This window comes from Roseibium sp. SCP15, assembly GCF_040329435.1.
In the GTDB taxonomy this organism is placed as follows: Bacteria; Pseudomonadota; Alphaproteobacteria; order Rhizobiales; family Stappiaceae; genus Roseibium.
The window spans coordinates 1,494,875-1,512,407 of sequence record NZ_JBDZYI010000001.1 but is presented as its reverse complement, the minus strand read 5'-3'; the positions used below and the strand labels follow the sequence as shown (position 1 = coordinate 1,512,407).

13 protein-coding genes are annotated in these 17,533 nt (G+C 56.1%); 3 read left to right on the top strand and 10 right to left on the bottom strand.

The genetic code is table 11. The annotated features are described in order from the left end of the window. Nucleotides 1-137: 137 nt before the first annotated feature. The 3 genes from ABLO27_RS06795 to ABLO27_RS06785 are packed head-to-tail and all read right to left on the bottom strand — an operon-like array spanning nt 138 to nt 4,607. Nucleotides 138-3,557, bottom strand: a complete 3,420-nt coding sequence (locus tag ABLO27_RS06795) for an acyl-[ACP]--phospholipid O-acyltransferase (protein ID WP_353031470.1) — start codon at nt 3,555-3,557, stop codon at nt 138-140. A 55-nt stretch (nt 3,558-3,612) separates the two neighbouring features. Beyond that, nucleotides 3,613-3,894 (bottom strand): YiaA/YiaB family inner membrane protein, encoded by a 282-nt coding sequence (locus ABLO27_RS06790; RefSeq protein WP_353031468.1) that lies wholly within the window; start codon nt 3,892-3,894, stop codon nt 3,613-3,615. 14 nt (nt 3,895-3,908) lie between these two features. Next, nucleotides 3,909-4,607 (bottom strand): PspA/IM30 family protein, encoded by a 699-nt coding sequence (locus tag ABLO27_RS06785; RefSeq protein ID WP_353031466.1) that lies wholly within the window; start codon nt 4,605-4,607, stop codon nt 3,909-3,911. Nucleotides 4,608-4,715: 108 nt separating this feature from the next. Here ABLO27_RS06785 and ABLO27_RS06780 point away from each other — a divergent pair, with 108 nt between their 5' ends. Then, nucleotides 4,716-5,306: a TetR/AcrR family transcriptional regulator gene (locus ABLO27_RS06780; RefSeq protein ID WP_353031464.1), complete on the top strand. Its 591-nt coding sequence runs from the start codon at nt 4,716-4,718 to the stop codon at nt 5,304-5,306. 35 nt (nt 5,307-5,341) lie between these two features. Here ABLO27_RS06780 and ABLO27_RS06775 read toward each other — a convergent pair whose 3' ends face one another. After that, nucleotides 5,342-6,823 carry a protein adenylyltransferase SelO gene (locus ABLO27_RS06775; RefSeq protein ID WP_353031462.1) on the bottom strand — a complete coding sequence of 494 codons (1,482 nt, stop codon included), beginning with the start codon at nt 6,821-6,823 and terminating at the stop codon, nt 5,342-5,344. A gap of 275 nt (nt 6,824-7,098) precedes the next feature. Here ABLO27_RS06775 and ABLO27_RS06770 point away from each other — a divergent pair, with 275 nt between their 5' ends. Beyond that, complete coding sequence (locus ABLO27_RS06770) at nt 7,099-7,605, top strand: fasciclin domain-containing protein (protein WP_353031460.1); 507 nt, start codon at nt 7,099-7,101, stop codon at nt 7,603-7,605. A gap of 215 nt (nt 7,606-7,820) precedes the next feature. Here ABLO27_RS06770 and ABLO27_RS06765 read toward each other — a convergent pair whose 3' ends face one another. The 4 genes from ABLO27_RS06765 to ABLO27_RS06750 form a co-directional block, all read right to left on the bottom strand. Further along, the gene (locus tag ABLO27_RS06765) at nt 7,821-9,329 is read right to left on the bottom strand and encodes an ABC transporter permease (protein ID WP_353031458.1); all 1,509 of its coding nucleotides are present in this window, start codon (nt 9,327-9,329) and stop codon (nt 7,821-7,823) included. Next, the gene (locus ABLO27_RS06760) at nt 9,326-10,390 is read right to left on the bottom strand and encodes a quaternary amine ABC transporter ATP-binding protein (RefSeq protein WP_353031456.1); all 1,065 of its coding nucleotides are present in this window, start codon (nt 10,388-10,390) and stop codon (nt 9,326-9,328) included. The genes ABLO27_RS06765 and ABLO27_RS06760 overlap by 4 nt, the downstream gene beginning before the upstream one ends. Before the next feature lie 61 nt (nt 10,391-10,451). After that, nucleotides 10,452-11,420, bottom strand: a complete 969-nt coding sequence (locus tag ABLO27_RS06755; protein ID WP_353031454.1) for a glycine betaine ABC transporter substrate-binding protein — start codon at nt 11,418-11,420, stop codon at nt 10,452-10,454. Between the two features lie 30 nt (nt 11,421-11,450). Then, nucleotides 11,451-13,775, bottom strand: coding sequence for a DUF1989 domain-containing protein (locus ABLO27_RS06750; protein WP_353031453.1), 2,325 nt, complete (start codon nt 13,773-13,775; stop codon nt 11,451-11,453). A 139-nt stretch (nt 13,776-13,914) separates the two neighbouring features. Here ABLO27_RS06750 and ABLO27_RS06745 point away from each other — a divergent pair, with 139 nt between their 5' ends. Beyond that, nucleotides 13,915-14,940: a LacI family DNA-binding transcriptional regulator gene (locus ABLO27_RS06745; RefSeq protein ID WP_353031452.1), complete on the top strand. Its 1,026-nt coding sequence runs from the start codon at nt 13,915-13,917 to the stop codon at nt 14,938-14,940. A 105-nt stretch (nt 14,941-15,045) separates the two neighbouring features. On the opposite strand, the gene ABLO27_RS06740 is transcribed toward ABLO27_RS06745, so the two are convergent. Together ABLO27_RS06740 and ABLO27_RS06735 are read right to left on the bottom strand one after the other, a co-directional pair. Further along, the gene (locus ABLO27_RS06740; protein WP_353031451.1) at nt 15,046-16,221 is read right to left on the bottom strand and encodes an acetyl-CoA C-acyltransferase; all 1,176 of its coding nucleotides are present in this window, start codon (nt 16,219-16,221) and stop codon (nt 15,046-15,048) included. Nucleotides 16,222-16,232: 11 nt separating this feature from the next. After that, a complete protein-coding gene (locus ABLO27_RS06735) occupies nt 16,233-17,525 on the bottom strand; it encodes an ArgE/DapE family deacylase (protein ID WP_353031450.1) in 1,293 nt (430 codons plus the stop codon). Nucleotides 17,526-17,533: the final 8 nt, after the last annotated feature.

Sequence of the window (17,533 nt, the reverse complement as noted above, 5' to 3'; positions counted from 1 at the left end):
TTTGCAATATGATACAGCTAAATCCTGGGTGGCAAGTCCCAGCTGGTGCATTCGCTGAGGAGATTTGAAATAGGGGTGATGAATGTTGGCGGAAACCGCATCTACCGCGAAACGACAGATGCGGTTTCAGGGGTAATTCAGGCCGCTTGGTCCAACGCGGCTGCGTTGGCAACAAGCTTTGCGACGCCTGCGAAGTCGATCTTGCCCGACCCCAGAACCGGCACCTTGGACACCACCCGGATCTCCGCGGGGATCATCAGGTCCTGAGCACCCCGAGCTTTTGCCGCTTCAACGAATGTCGTCCGGCTGGCATCAGGGCATTCGGTCACAAGGACGAGTTTTTCGCCTTTGCGCTGATCCTTTACCGCAGCGACCGCTGACAGGTGTTCGGGCCAGACCTGACCGGCCAGGGCTTCCACGGCGGCCAGCGAGACCATTTCTCCGCCGATCTTGGCAAAGCGCTTGGCTCGGCCTTTGATGGTGATGAAGCCATCGGCGTCAATCTCAACGATATCACCCGTATCGTGCCAACCGTCGACCAGAGGCTCAACCACTCCCGGATTGTCTGCCTTCAGGTAACCGACCATCACGTTCGGTCCTGACACATAGAGGCGACCGCCGGTTTCTACTCCTGGAACAGGCTCCAGCCTTGCAGTCATGCCTGGCATCAACTTGCCGACCGTGCCCGGTTTGTTGAACATGGGCGTGTTGATGGCGATGACCGGTGCGGTTTCAGTCACTCCATAGCCTTCCAGCACGCGCAAGCCGAAGCGTTCCATGTAGGTTTCGCGTGTTGATGCCTTGACCGGTTCAGCACCTGCAAAACAGTAACGCAGGGAGCGGAAGTCGTATGCGTGGGCAACGCGGGCATAGCCATTGAGGAACGTATCCGTGCCGAACAGGATCGTGGCGTTGGAGCTGTAGATCAGTTCCGGAATGATCCGGTAGTGCAGCGGAGACGGGTAGAGATAGGTCGGAACGCCTGAGATCAGCGGCAGGATCGTACCGGCTGTCAGACCGAACGAGTGGAACATCGGCAAGACGTTGAACACTTTGTCGGAGGGCGTAAAATCGATCCGTGCGGCCGCCTGATTGGCATTGGCCAGAATATTCTTGTGCGTCAGCACAACGCCTTTGGGAGTGCCTTCAGAGCCAGATGTGAACAGGATCACGGCCGTATCGTTTGATCCACGCTCCACGATCGGACGTTTGCGGGTGAGAGCTCCCTTGATCTTCTCCAGGATGCTGATCTGAGTGCGCACTTCATCCAGCCAGATGAATTTTACATGCGGTTCCAAGCCGGCAACCAAGGCTTCCAGGTTTGCCTGTTTAACAAAGGTACGGGAAGACAGAATGGTTTCGACACCGGCTGCGCGACAAGCGGACAGGATGTTTTCCTTACCAGCCGTGAAGTTGATCATTGCCGGGACTTTGCCTGCAGACATGACTGCCAGGACGGTGACGGCGGAACCGTTAGCGTTGGGCAGCATCACACCCAGAGTGTCTTCGCCATCGGTCAGTTTCGTGATCTTCCGGCCGAGCACTGAAACACCAGTAAGAAGTTTGCCGTAGCTCAGCGTGCCGGACAGCGGGTCTTCAAGGGCAAGGGCAGAAAAGCCACGCTCCCTGGCCGTTGAGATGACTTCATCGACAATGGTGTGGTTCTCCGCAAGGCTCGTCTCGAACATCAGGTCCGACATCACCTGATAGAGTGCACTTCCAGCCGCCGCACGGCGTTTGCGCCCTTTCAGGTCTTCCGGCAATTCCAGGCGTTTCGGTTCCATGATTGTGACCCTCACTTTCGGGAACAGGCGTTTGCGGATTTGGGCAGGGTTTAGATAAGAGAAAGGTGTTTTCTCCAGACCATCGATGCGAATGGGGACGATCATTGCGCCGGTCTTGTCCGCAACCATTGCGGCGCCGTCATAAACCTTCATCAGGCCACCGGTGACCGTTAAGCGGCCTTCGGGAAAAATGACCATCGGTTCACCGGACTTCACCACCTTGATCAAGGAGCGCGTTGCCATTGGTTTGGCGGGGTTGACCGGCAGTGCATTTGCGAGCTTCAGAAACGGTCTGACCCACCAGCGTTTTGCAACTTCGTAATCAACGGCAAAGGTCGGAGCCTTGTCTGTCAGTGTCAGGGCGAGGCCTGCATCGAGATAGCTGACATGGTTCAGGGCAAGAATGGGTGCCTCTCCGGCCGTTTTCAGATTTTCCAGACCTTTCACTTCCATCCGGAAGATTGCGCGGTAGAGGATGGAAATCGCATCGCGAACAGCGTTGGTCGGCAAGATCTTGAACATGAACATGCAGGCGATGGCGTTGAGAGCGGCCAGCGCAATCATGATCATCGGCAGGGAAATGCCCGCCTTCTGAGCACCGGCAAGAACAAGACCGCCGATGGTCATCATTCCGGCGCCAAGCGCATTGGCTCCGGCGATGCGGCGTGCGCGGCTTTCAGGCTTCGCCCAGGATTGCAGGGCGGTAAAGGTGGGGACCACCAGAAGTGCTCCGGAAATCGCCAGACCTGCCATGTCCAGGCTGAGGCGCAAGACGCCGTCACGCTGAACGAACTCCATCAGATTGGCTGACGGAACAGCAGCGGGAAGCCCATAGAGGACGATAGCTGCGTCCAGGCAAAAGAATGCCAGCAAGGCGGTGCCAACAGGTGCGGGCAGCAGGATCACCCGGCCGGCGGAAATCCAGGCAGCAAGTGCAGAGCCGATGCCGATCGATACAGCGAAGATGGTCAGGAAATAAGTAACGGCATTCTCGTTGCCTCCAAGACTGTCGGATACGATCAGTGGCAGGACCGACAGAACTATGGCACCGATCAGCCAGAACCAGGCGTTCATCAGAGCGACGTTGAAAAGGCGCTTGTCGGCCTTGAGGTCGGAAAGGATCCTCCAGGTTGAAGTCGCAATGTTCCAGTCGATTTTGAGTGTCGGAGCCGCTGCGGGTACGGAAGGGATCTGTCGGCTTGTCAGATAGCAGGCAATGGCAAGAGCGATCATGAGCGGTGCGAAGATCAGTGCAGGAGCACCGGATGTGAAGAGCAATCCGGCTGAAATCGTGCCGCCCAGAATGGCCAGAAACGTTCCTGCTTCCACCCATGCATTGGCACGAGGCAGTTCTGCTGTCTTCAGAAGTTCCGGCAACATTCCGTATTTGACGGGGCTGAAGAGCGCGGACATTGCGCCAAAGACAAACAGAGCGGAAAACAGGACAGGAAGAGAAGAGAGAGCCATTCCGGTCGCAGCTAATCCTGCCCCTGCAATTTCCACCAGTTTGGTCACTCTCGCCATGCGGGCCTTGTCGTATCGGTCGGCCAGCTCTCCACCAAGGGCGGAAAGGGCGAGAAAAGGCACGATGAAGACCGCGCCTGCCAATGCGATGAGGGCGCCGGTATCCCCTGAGGCCATACCAGTTGTGGTGACCTGAAAAAGGATCAGAAAGATCAGGGAGTTTTTCAAGAAATTATCATTGAAGGCTGAAAGGAACTGGGTCCAAAACAGTGGCGCAAATCGCCTGGTTTTCATGAGTGAATTGCTCATCTCTATTCCTCCCGGACGGCCGCTGACGGCACGCCCGTTTGTTTTGATGAAAAAATCAGTCCTGGTCCGGCTTGCTGATATCCATCAGCAATTTCTCGGTCTTGGCGTCTTCCAGGCGGTTGTGGAATTTTTCGGACTCGTCGCGGTCCCGAAGCGTCTTGGTAAGCGTGACGGCCGTGTGGACCAGCATTATCGACGCCATCGTGTAAAAGCCCTTGGCGGAGAAGCTGGCTTCCAGGTTGTAGATGCCGAGTGCCATCATGATCGCAGCAACGCCGAAGCTGACCATGGTGAAGATTGTCCAGTTATTGGAATGTTTGATTTGTGCTTCCTGCATGGGAAATTCCTTTCTCAGTTACTCTTTTCAATAAGGAGAGGTGTTTCTGCTCTCAGCCGCGCAAGAACGTCATCGGCGCTGCTGCGCACCGGTTCTCCGCATCCAGCATCTGCAAGTCTCTCGACAAGAGCGCCGGGGGTGTCGGCAGGAGCCAGAATTGCGAATTCCCTGTCCGCGAGCTGGTCACGCTCCTGCTGCTGCAAAATGGTGTCCAACTGCTCTTCTGCCCGGGCTAGCGATGACTGCCCGGCTGCAGAACCCAGGGATTGCGCTTTCTGGATGTGCTCTCGAACCTCGGCTGTACGTTCTCCGCGTTTGAGAGCCCGCAAGCGGCTTTGCGACCGGTTTAGAGTCTCGGTCAGAGAGCCGAGCTCCTGATCGAAGGACCCGATGGCGGTCTCAAGTGCAGACTTTTCTTCTTCCAGTTGGGCTATGGCTTCAGCTGCCTCGCGAGCAAGCGGTTCCAGACCTTTCAAGAGGGCGTTTCTGGCCCGGTTCTCCAGATCTTCAATGGAATTCTTTATTTGTTTCAGTCGTTTGCGATCTTGCTGCTGCTCAGCTTTTGCCCGTGCAAGCGCTGCCTGAGCAGCTCTGACAGAGTTTGCCGCGTTGCGCAGGTTGGCGTTCAGAACGGCCAAGGACTGGCGGTTCTGGTTGTTGGTCGCATTGTTTTCAAACAGTGCTTTCAGCTGACTTATGAACGGTTCAAACATATCGCCTCCAAAAAAGTGAACTCAGTTCACCTTTTGACAAAGCCATAAGAATCGAGGTAGGTCAAGAGAAAAATGAACTCAGTTCACTTTTAGTGGAGGTGTCAGAAAATGGCCGGTATTCAAAAAGCGAAAAGTGAAGAAACACAAAGGCGGGTTCTTGACGCGGCGGTCAAGGCTGTCGAAGCAGGCGGATTGGATGCCGTGAACATCCGCAAGATTGCTGCGGAAGCAGGCTATTCGGTTGGCTCTGTATACAAGCATTTCGCCGATCAGGATGAGCTGCTCATTGCGGTCAACACACTGACGCTGGCGCGTATAGGAAAAGCGATGTCCGATGCCGTCAGGGATGAGGAAGATCCTCTGATGCAGCTGAAAGCGCTGGCCAGAACTTACCTGGAGTTCGCGCGACGCAATCGGAATTTATGGACAGCCTTGTTTGTTCATCGCCTCCCACAGGGCAGGCCTGTGCCGGAAACACATATAGAGGGCAACATTGCGCTGTTGGCATTCATCGCCGATCCATTGCGCCGGCTGGACCCGACCTTTTCCGACGAACAGCTCGCTGCGCGCACACGTACTTGTTTCGCAGCCGTCCATGGATTGGTCGAAATCAGTCTTGAGGAACGGTTTGTCGGCCTTTCCGGGGACTCGATGGACAGCGAGCTGATGTATCTTGTCGACCGTCTTGCTGGAGTTTGAGCGGCTGTCAGTACCAGTAATGAGAGGATTGAAGGTCAGGTTCCGCAAAACGTCCTGTAGGGTCCGAACTCGCTTGGGGCAGGGCCGGCATAAGCTTGAAACTCAGGTTTCTCGTCGAATGGCGAAGCCAGGACTTCCAGCAGCTGCCGGGCCGGATTGTAGTCACCGGTTTCGGCTGCCTGCAGCGCTTCCTCCACCTTGTGATTACGAGGGATGTAAACCGGATTGATCCGATCCATACCGGATTTCAGTTCCGATGGCTGTGCACTTTCCCGGGCCAGTCGTTCCTTCCAGTCAGAAACCCAGGCGTCAAACGGTTCAAGCTCCTGAAAAAGGGATCGGGCACTTCCAGTTTCACCGATCGCTGCCGCTCCGAGGCTGCGGAACAGCATCGTGTAATCGACCTTTTGCTCGTGCATTGTCGTGAGCAATTGTTCGAAAAGCTTCTGGTCGCCTTCTTCCTCGCTTTTCAGTCCAACCTTCGACCGCATGCCATCCAGCCAAGCCTTGCGATAGAGATCTGGAAATTTATTGAGTACGCCGCTTGCGCTTTCTACGGCCTTGTCCGGATCGTCAGCATCTATGAGCGACAAAAGTGCCTCCGCCAGCCGCGCCAGGTTCCATTGGGCGATCATCGGCTGGCGTCCGAAGGCATATCGGCCACCATGGTCGATGGAGCTGAAGACGGCGGCAGGGTCGTATGTGTCAATGAAAGCGCAGGGTCCGTAGTCGATTGTCTCGCCGGATATCGTCGTGTTGTCCGTGTTCATGACCCCATGGACAAATCCGACCAGAACCCACCGGGCGACCAGAGAAGCCTGTCTTGCGGTCACCCGCTGCAACAGTCCGAGATAGCGGTCTCCCGCATTCGCCAGGTCCGGGTCGTGTCTTGCTATCGCGTAGTCAGCCAGTCGGCGGACTTTTTCTGTTTCGCCGCGTGCGGCAAAAAACTGGAACGTGCCTACGCGCAGGTGACTGCTTGCGATCCTTGTCAGCACCGCGCCAGGTTTCGGACCTTCACGGAAAATCGTTTCGCCGGTTGTTGCAGCCGCCAGTGCTCTCGTTGTCGGAATACCTAGGGCATGCATCGCTTCACCGATGATGTATTCGCGAAGGACAGGGCCGATCACCGCCTTTCCGTCACCCCCCCTCGAAAAAGGTGTCGGGCCGGAGCCCTTCAGCTGAATGTCCTTGCGTTTGCCGGAAGTGTCGATCACTTCGCCGATCAGCAGGGCACGCCCGTCTCCCAATTGAGGCGAAAAACCTCCGAATTGATGACCGGCATAGACCTGGGCGAGGGGAGATGCACCATCGGGCTTTCGAGTGCCTGCAAAAATTTCGGCACCTTCAGGTGTGTTCAGTTCCTCAGGATCGAGACCGAGTTCGCGTGCGAGCGGTGCGTTGAACAGAACAATCCTGGGTTCGGGCACCTTCGCGCCTTCCCAGTCAACGTAAAACCCAGGCAGGTCGCGGGCGTAGGAATTGTCAAAGGGGAAATGCGGTGAGCCAAGCTCCATCAGGTCATCCCGTCTTAGCTGTCGATGCCGTTTCGTTTGCTCTAGCATTTAGTTTGGGAGACAGGAATGTCTAGTCGCGGAAATGGCCTCACATCCGGTCAGGTGTTCAACAATCAAATTATGCTCGATTGGAAAAACATCGTTCTGTCAATGATTTGAGGAATAATTTCTGAATTGGATTGAAAATAGTTAATAAAAAAACCGCCTTTTCTGATCCAGCTGTGAGTTCACTCCGTAATTGATGCTGTTATCTGATCAAAACGGGAGTATAGATCATGAAAAAAGGCCTCTTGGCACTTGCAGCATCAGTGTGTCTTCTTGCTGGGCAAGTTAACGCAAAGACTATCGTAGAGATTGCTGCAGATGATGAGCGTTTCAGCACGCTGGTGGCCGCTGTACAGGCTGCCGGGTTGCAGGATGCACTCCAGGGCCCTGGCCCGTTCACCGTCTTTGCACCCGTCAATGATGCTTTCGCCGCATTACCGGAAGGTACTGTGGAGACGTTGCTCAAGCCTGAGAACAAAGGCCAGCTGACCAACGTGCTGCTCTATCATGTTGATGACAGGAAGCTGACCTCCAAGCAGATCCCAATGGGGTCAAACTACTTCAAGCCGATGCTTACGAGCGAGCGAACCTGCATTACGCGTAGCGGCAAGGGAGTAGGTATTGCGGATGGTTCCGGTGCAACCGCCAATGTGATCATCGCTGATATCCAGGCAGAAAACGGTGTCATCCACGTAATCGACAAGGTTCTCTTGCCAGGACAACGTCCAAGCTGCTGATCATTCGAAGCAGCGTTGGTTTGACGTTTCGTCTTGCAACGCTGCTTCACTATGACGAGGCTGCCGCCATTCTGGGTGTCAAAACGACAACCCCGATCCCATTCCTGCCAGCATCCGGAACCGATAGGCGCGATCGGTACCGGTTCACACTCTCACTTAACTTCGAAATTTCATGTGTCCTTCAGCCAAAGGTACGGAACTTCCTTGTTTCTAAATCAGCGACTAGGTTTTCCGGCGACGATGCGGTCAAGGATCAGGGCGCAGAACAGAATTGCCAGCCCTGCGAGAATGCCTTGTCCAGCGGCTGCATATTGAAGCGCCTCCAGAACGTCTTCACCTAAACCTTTTGCTCCGATGAGGGACGCAACAACAACCATGGCCAGAGACAGGAGTATCGTCTGGTTCACCCCGGCCATGATGGTTCTTGCAGCAAGAGGCAGATCCACCTTCCACAAGAGGTAGCGGGGCGAGGCCCCAAAGGCGAGAGCGGCTTCGCGCACGGTCTCGGGTACCTGTTGTAGTCCGAGAACGGTGAAGCGGATGACCGGTGGGCTTCCGAAGATCATCGTGGCAACGACGCCGGCGGGCTTCCCCGAGCCGATAAAGGCAACCACCGGAATGAGGTAGACGAACGAGGGCATCGATTGCATGAAATCCAGGACCGGACGCACGATTGCAAAGAGTTTCGGCCTTCGTGCGCACAATATGCCAAGCGGAATACCCAGAGTGATGGAAATCAGGGCTGCCGCGCCGAGCAAGGCGACCGTGGTCATGGCTTTGTCCCAGAAATCCAGGAGACCCAGATAGGCAAGTGCTGCACCGGTGAAGATGGCAACCCTTGCGCCGGCTGATAGATAGGCAAGCATGATGATGACCAGAGCCACGACCGGCCAGGGTGTGACAACGAGCACCGTTTCAACGCCATCAAGCAGAACCCGCATTCCGAACGTCAGACTGTCGAAGAAACCGCGACCGGCGGTCTTGGCCCAGTCGAACCCCGCCTGAACCCAGTCCCCGACAGACAATCTCCAGTTCCGGTTGTTCGGGAACGTTTGAAGCAGGGAGATCGCGTCCGGCCGCGCAAACTTGATTGCCGAGAGGACGATGACAATCAGGGAGAGCGCTGCTGCGATCACGAGTCGGGAAGGGTTGAAACCGTTGGCCACGGAGTTGTCGGACCTCCAGCGGGTAAACTGACCTTCTAGCACCCAGTTTGCCGTTGCAGCGCTTGCGAACTTGAATATGGCCAGCAGGACGAGACCGATGACTATGTAGGTGAAACCGGTCGCAGCAGCTGCTGATGTGGCAGCTTCTGCGTCTGCGAGCGCTGTCTCAAGAGATTGAGCTGCTCGTTTCAATGCGTCCAGAGAACCGGATCCGGCCCTTTCGGCTGCTTCGATCTGCTGGCGCCTGAGTTCGAGGGTTGCGGCTATGCTTTCGGCGCGCTCGCGCGAGTCACGTCCAAGGTCTCCAAACAGCCCGTTTGCCAGTTGAATGAATGCCACGGTTTCAAGAACGAGCATGGTGAGGAACCATGACCAGATCCCGCGGGCACCAAACCACACCGGTCCAAGCAATCCGGCTGTCCAGTTCAGTGTGAAGCGGTAGCCGGGCGCTTCCATCATGTAATGGAAGGTCTTGCGATAGTAGTCGACACTGGATCCAACGAAGTTTGAGATCAGCGCATCCAGTTTGCTTGTGTCCGTCTGTACGTTGTCCTTCATGACAATGCTTCGCCTCCACGGCCGCCCTGGATTGCCTTCATCAACCCGACACGGTCAATGACACCCACCGTCTCTCCGTTGTCTTCAACGGCAATGAGGCCATCGCCTTCGACGCTCAGATCAATCAGGTCGTTGAGAACGGTATCGGGGTGTGCTCTTGGAACATCCGCTCCGACGGCACCCTGCCGAGCCTCATAATCTTCCACGGGAGACATGACAGAGTGAGCGAAGATCAGGTTGAGTTTTGAAATACCGGCAACGAAATCAGCGACATATTCGTCCGCGGGATTGAGCACGATGTCCTGGGGTGTGCCGACCTGAACGATGCGGCCATCTTTCATGATTGCAATCCGGTTTCCGATGCGGATCGCTTCATCAAGATCGTGTGTGATGAAGATGGTGGTTTTCTTCAGCTCGGCAGACAGCTCCATGAACTGGTCCTGAAGCTGTTTGCGGATAAGCGGGTCAAGGGCCGAGAACGGCTCATCCATAAGCAGAATGTCCGGATCCGCGGCAATTGCCCTTGCCAGGCCGACCCGCTGCTGCATCCCTCCTGACAGTTCATGCGCATACTTGTCTTCCCAGCCGGTCAGTTCCACAAGCGACAGGACCCGGTCGGCTTCTTCCCAGCGTCTGGCCTTTCCGGTTCCCCGGATTTCGAGCGGCATGGCGACATTGTCTCGAACCGTGCGATGCGGCATCAGGCCAAAGTTCTGGAAGACCATGGCGACCCTGCGGTTGCGCAGTTCTCTCAATTGCGTTTCGTTCAGCTCTGTAACGTCTTCATTGCCGATCAGAATGTGCCCGTCGGTGGGCTCCAGCAGACGGTTGATGTGACGAACCAGGGTGGATTTGCCTGAGCCGGACAGGCCCATCACACAGAAAATTTCGCCTTCGCGCACGTCGAAAGAAGCATCCGCTACACCAACGACACAGCCAAACTTTTCAAGAACTTCAGATTTGCTGAGATTCTCGGTTCTGATTGCCGCAAGTGCTTCTCCGGCACGATCGCCGAAAACTTTCCAAACACCGCGAACACTGATCGACACGGCCGCGTCCATGACATCCCCCGGGATCTATCAAAAAGGACCCGGCGCAGATGCGCCGGGAAGTTGCCAGTGGTCAGTTGAGCCCAAGCCAGCCGTCGACAGTCTGAGAGTTGCCGGCGATCCATTCAGACACGACCGGTTCGATTTCCTTTTTCTGCACAACGACCTGATAGGTCAGTTCGGACAGATCATCCGCACTCATGTTGATGTTCTTGAGAAAAGCAGCAGCTGCGGGCGCACGTTCTTCAAGAGACCTGGAGTGCGCAACGCGGACGGTCTTTACCTGGTCACCTGTGGTGATCTTCGACTTTTCGTACCAGTCGGCATCCTGGTCCGGTTGAACGATGGCGTATTGTTCCGGGTCGAATTCCGGCTCTTCGAGCATCGTCACGTCGTAGAGTGCGTGAACATAATGTGGTTTGTAGCAGTAGAACACGACGCCCTGTTTGGCATCGACTGCATCTTTCAGCCGGGCGTAGAAGACAGTTTCGTCTTCGGTTGTCGGCTCCAGGAAGGTTTCGATCCCGTAGTCCCGAACTTTCACTTTGTGAACGTTGGTGGACGCCCAACCCGATGCACCAACCCAGATCTCACCTTTTCCGTCATTGTTGGCGTCGAAAAGCTTTTGAGCGTCCGGCGTTCCAAGATCAAAGACCGATTTGATGTTGTGTTCTGCTGCCATGTAGGTCGGTGTACAGAAACCGGATCTGCCCTCATATGACCCTTCCGACAACACGACGGTTCCCTTCTGGTCGACGTACTCGTCGGTAAAGGACTTCTGGTTGGGCAGCCACACGTCCGGATGAACGTCGATATCGCCTCTGCCTCCATCCATGGCGGCAAAGATGACGGCATTGGCCCCTGGGGCGTAGCCGACTTCGCCGCCCAAACGTGAGGTGATGACCTGACCGATCAGGTTGGCCATTATCTTTGCTCCGGGCCAGCTTGGCTCACCGATCGTCACCTTGTCGGCGGCGTTCGCCGAAACCGATGAGAGACCCGTGGCGATCGCAAGAGTTGCTCCAAGTAGTACCTTTTTCATCGCGTCCTCCTGTCATTCAATACTTCGTTTTCATGCGCGAGCGCGCTCCCGTTTGGGGTCGAAGAAGGGAAGTTCATGAACCCGTGCCGGCAGGCGTTTCATGTGTCCGTCCAGGCAACCCACCTCGAGTTCCGTTCCGATATCCGCATTTTCAATAGCGAGGCGGCACATGGCGATTGCGGCACCGTGCATGGGTGAGCGCGTGGCGCTTGTGATGACACCAACCTGATGATGGCCCGCAAAAACCGGAGCACCGTGAATGGGAACCTCGGTTCCTTCAAACTTCAGACCGACCAGTTTTCTCCGAGTAGCTGTTCCGTTACGCTCCAACGCCTCACGGCCGATAAACGAGCCCTTCTTCATGTCGACAGCGAAACCGAGGCCAGCCTCCAGAGCGTCGACCTCGGGGGTGAACTCAGCGCCCGCAACCATCAACCCCGCCTCTATCCGGATCGTCTCGAGGGCCCCGGACCCCATCGGTTTGATGGAGAAGTCTTCGCCTGCTTCCATGACTGCGTCCCAGATCTCTAAGGCAGAGCCCTGATCGCAGAAGATTTCGTAGCCCAGCTCGCCCGTGAAGCCGGTGCGTGTCAGCATGAATGCCGGGCCTTCCCGGTCACGAAGACGGGCGATGGTGAAGCCGAACCACTTGATGTTTTCCAGCGAAGGCTGATGGGGTTGTGTAAAGACGATGCGTTTCAGGAGCTCGCGACTTTTCGGTCCCTGGATCGCAAGGTTGGGCATGGACGACCATTGAGCCTTGACCCAGACCTTGAGGCCTTCACTTTCTGCAACTTGTTTGAGTTGGCGAGCGCTCTCCTCCGAGCCGCAGCACCATCTGAAAAGATCAGGAGCAAGCCGGAACAGAGTTCCGTCATCAATGACCGACCCGGTGTTGTTCAGCAGAAGTGCATAGACGCCGCGATTGACTGAAAGCTTAGCGATGTTGCGTGTCAGGCAGATTTGCAAAAGCTGTTCGGCATCCGGTCCGGCAATGTCGTATTTTCGCAAGGATGACATGTCCTGGACGGTGACGGCTTCTCGGCAGGTCCAGTATTCATCCAGCGTTCGACTGCCGTCATAGGATGCCGGAAGCCAAACATCGCGTGCGACGTGAAAAGAGCTCGTCAGTTTGCTTGTTCTTGGATGAAAGGCGCTTTCGCTTGTCATGACTGGGGCACTCTCGGCAAACGGACGATGGGCGATGGCGTGCCGGATTGTCTTTTCCGGCTTGTAGACGCGCACATGTATGTCGGTCGGGTTCCATCCGTTGATAGGGTCAATGTCGTCGGGACAGGCGGTCGAAACGCACAGCAGGTCCGTCATCGCGCGCATGAGCACGTAATCACCGGCGCGCGACCAGGCTTCGTCGGACTGCAAACGATTGTCTCCGGGCAGGATCCACGAATTGAAGAAGAAGTTGATAGCTGGCCATGCGTTGCGGCGTCCGATGCCATAGGGCTCAAAGACATCCGAGATGTTGTCTGAACAGTTCAGATGGCCTGGGAAACCCCGTTCCTCGTAGCCACGCGCGGTACAGGCCAGGGCGAACGTGTCATGCCGACCGACGGTGTCTTGAACGACTGAAAGCAGAGGGCGCATGTCCTGGTCGAAAAACTTGTCATAAAGACCGGGGGCTGGATATCCGCCGCCAACAAGCGTCCGTGTTACAGTTGAATCGATATGACGTTCCAGACCAGCGTCAAGTGCATCTGATCGCAGAGCCATGAAGTCCGAACATTGCCGACCGTCCACGTCGATGACCTGAATTAGGTCACCCTTTTTGACTTCATATGCATAAGCTGTTCCGCGATTTACTCGAAATTCATCGCGTATGTCTCCCAGTGGGGCAGGGAGCCGGGATACCGACTTGTTGAGTTCGGACACCTCGGCAATGACCGAACCTCCGCCGCCATGCTCCAGCGTGTCGTTGGAACGAGGAACTGCAATCCATAGATCGCAGTCTGTCGGAACTCGCAGTGTAAACTTGTTATCGGGAGCCCCGGATGGAGCAAACACGCTTCTGAAAGCGAGATCCGCTTCGGAAGAACCGTTGGAAGCCACCCAGCCGCGCAGCTCTTCTCCGTCGATACCGTCGGGAATTCCACTGGATCTGCTGAAACCAATCTCGCTTTCTGCAAGCGCATCCTCACCAGATGGTGTCAGAGCGCAGACCAAGGCAGCGATGTCGCCGTCAACATCCGTCAGAGTGACGAGAGCACCTTCAAAGACGTGCACGCGTTTTGCTTCGCCGCAATGAATCTCGATCACCTTCGTTCGACCTTCGGCGTCGAACCCGGGATATCGCGCTCCCTTTGAAGACAGACCACCTGAAACAGGCGCATAAATCTGCATTCGATCAGCTCCGTCGGTTCTGGAGGAATGGTTATTGGAACCGGTTCCATAATTTGAACTGGAACCGGTTCCAATTGTCAATAACCTGTAATAAATTTCTTTGGTGTTCTATGAAACCGGACAAGATGGAGACGAATGGATGGAAGAACCATCCGGCACAAAAAAGCTGGGCGTTCGGGCCCTGGCCAAGATGACCGGTTACTCGACGGGGACGATCTCTCGAGTGCTGAACAATTCCGCGCTGGTGAACAAGGATACACGCCGCCAGGTTCTGGAAGCCATTGAAAAGGCGGGATATACGCGCAATCCAGCCGCTCGTGCCCTGGCAACGCAGCGCACGAAAACGATCGGTGCCGTTGTGCCGACGCTTGCTCACTCGATCTTTGCGCGATTTCTGAACGCGATTGAGCAGGAATTGGCCGGTCAAGGCTATGCGCTTGTGATCGCCACTTCAGGAGGTGATGCCGAAGCAGAAGAGCGGCGCGCCCGTGAATTGGTCGATCTGGGTGCGGAAGGTTTGATCCTGTCTGGCGCGGAACACAACATGGCTCTGCTTGAGTTTCTTGCCGCTGGAAACATTCCTGCGATTTGCACCAGTGTCTGTGAAGGACAGGACGGCTTGCCAGCTATTGGCTATGACAATGCCGCGCTGGGCGAGAAAGCGTTGCGTTTCCTTGCTTCACGAGGTCATGACAATGTCTCGGTCATTCACGGGCCAACAGAAAACAATGATCGCACACGACTGAGAATTGATGGTGTTCTGGCGGGTGCAAAAGAGGCGGGGGCTGAGGTTCACCTGTTCGAAACATCACTTGATGTTGCCGGAGGTGCGAGTTCCGCTGCAAACATCTTCGCTCTCAAACGGCAACCCGGAAGCGCAGTCCTTTGTTTGTCGGATGTTCTGGCGCTGGGTGTGCTTTTCGAGGCAGGCCGTCATGGCATTGCAGTTCCGCAGGATCTGTCTCTGATGGGCTTCGATGATCTGGATTGGGCTGCGCACAGTGTACCGCCATTGACCACGATCCGCCTTCCGACCGCGCGCATGGGCACCAGCGTCGCAAAGGCGCTGATGGGCAGACTGGATGCCGCAAAAGAGATCGAGACGCTCCGGCTCGACGCAGAGATTGTCGAACGGGGTTCCGTCGCAGACTTGCGCGGCCGGTAAGTGACGGAAATCAGATTGCTACGGACCTGGTGGAAGCAAGAAAAGGCAGTTTTTTCGGTCTCGCGATGTCTGCCTTTTCCTTCTGTTTGAGAGTTGCCGTGGTGGTCAGGACAACTCGAAAAGTGCTGCTGCACCCATACCCCAGCCAACACACATGCTGACAACTGCAAACCTCGCGTTGCGGCGCTTGCCTTCAAGCAAGGCGTGTCCGGTCATTCTTGTGCCACTCATGCCATAAGGGTGACCGATGGAAATTGCTCCGCCGTTCACGTTGAGCTTTGAAGGATCGATGCCGAGCCTGTTCCGGCAGTAGACAAGCTGCGAGGCGAAGGCTTCGTTGATTTCCCAGAGATCGATATCATCGACACTTAATCCATGCCGTTGCAGCAGCTTCGGGATGGCAAGAACCGGTCCGATCCCCATCTCCTCAGGTGCACATCCGACGACCGACATGCCCCGGACGAGGCCGAGTGGCTCGAGATTGCGTCGACCGGCTTCGGCAGTCGACATGATCACGCAAGCAGCAGCGCCGTCGGACATCTGGCTGGCGTTGCCTGCAGTCACTGCAGAGCCACCTTCAAGAACGGGCTCCAGTGCAGACAAAGCTTCCAACGTGGTTTGCGGTCGATTGCATTCATCGGCATCCAGCGTCACGGTTTCGTCGTGGACCTGATTGGTTGTCTTGTCCTTTGAGCGCTTGATGGTTTCGACGGGCACGATCTCGGTCGCAAACAATCTTTTTTCTTGAGCCACTGCCGTGCGCTGCTGGCTCAGCAGTGCGTACTCATCCTGTTCCGCACGGCTTACGCCATATCGCTCGGCAACCAGTTCTGCGGTTTCCAGCATGGACATGTAGTAGCCGTCACGCACAGACGGAATGCGATAGTGACTTCCGTTCCAGTCCGAATTCTGTACCAGCGAAATACTGTCCACTCCGCCTGCGAGGGCAATCTCGCATTCACCCGTCGCAACCTGATTTGCGGCAATCGCAATTGCGGACAAACCGGACGCACACTGTCGATCGACGGTTGCTGCAGCAACGCTGTCCGGCAGTCCGGCGGCGAAGACAGTATGACGAGCCGCGTTGATCCCTGTCGAACCCTGGGTCAATGCGCAGCCCATGGTGAAGTCTGTGATTTCGCCTCCTTCCAATTTGGCTCTGGAGACCGCCGCCCGCACAGCATGTGCGGCCAGGACGGGCCCCTGCGTGGCGTTGAAAGCCCCGCGATAGGCTTTTCCAATTGGTGTACGGGCGGTCGAGACGATTACGGCGTCGCGCATGGGGATATCCTTCAGATCTTTTCCAGTCCACACCAATCGGCGATGAAAAGGGCTGTTGCCTGGGTGATGCGCCGGACCGACTCCAGATCCACCCGCTCGTCAAACCCGTGAATGGCTTCCGCCGTTGGTCCGTAGACGAGTGCCGGAGTATCCGCGTAGAGACCAAAGAACCGGGCATCCGTAGTTGCCGTGATTGCAACCTTGTTCAAATCCCGTCCTGTGACAGCATGGTGGGCCTGTTCCAGAGTTCCGATGGCCGTTTTGGCTATAGTGCCCTTGTCTTCGGAAAGGGCATAACCCTCCGCGTGAAACCCGTGATAGACGATTTCCGGTGCATTCTTGCTCAGGAATGGGTGGCTTTGGGCTGCGACCCTCAGAACGTCTTCGATCTCGCGCTTGGCTTCGTTCAGATCTTGTCCTGGAAACAGTCCCATCCGGACATCGAAGATGCACCAGGCTGGTACCGAACTGGTCCAGTCGCCTCCCTGGATCTTGCCGACATTCAAGTTGAGTGCATGATTGTGATTGCAATAGTCCTCATGGCGGTTCTGAGGCAGGTTCCAGCGGTGCTCCATTTCATGGAGTGCCGCGATCAAAGGGATTGCGGCCTCGATCGCGTTGGAGCCACTTCCTGCGTACGCAACATGGGTCGGCAATCCGCGTAGATGCACCTGGAACCAGAGAACGCCGAGCTGTGCGGTGACGAGATCTTCGGCAAAGGGCTCCGGTATCAGGGCGGCATCCGCCTTGTAACCGCGATGCAGGCAGGCAAGGGCACCGTTTCCGGTGCATTCTTCTTCGACAACGGATTGGAAGAAAACGTCGGCAGCGGGCGCAACGCCCAGCGAGCGCAACGCATCCAAGGCAAACAGGTTGGCTGCCAGCCCAGCCTTCATGTCACCGGTGCCGCGCCCATACATCCACCCATCTTCCACTCGCGGCGCGAATGGAGGCGTCTCCCACATATCGAGCGGGCCTTCCGGAACGACGTCGATATGACCATTCAGGATCAGGCTGCGTCCTTTGCGCGATGCTGACCGGAGTGTGCCGACAACGTTTACGGCGTCGTCATAGTTGCCAAGAACGGGAGAAAAACCGGGGAGGTGAGCAATCTCGTCAACATCGATCTGCCAACGATCAACCTCCAGGCCACGGTTCGCCAACTCCTCTGCCATGAAGGTCTGAGCGGATTGTTCGTTGCCGCGTGTTGACGGATGGCTGCTCAATTCACTCAGAAAGTCGATTTCCGCATCGAACAGATTGTCGACGGCGTTCATGATCGAGGTTTTGATCTGCGTATCCATGGAAAGTC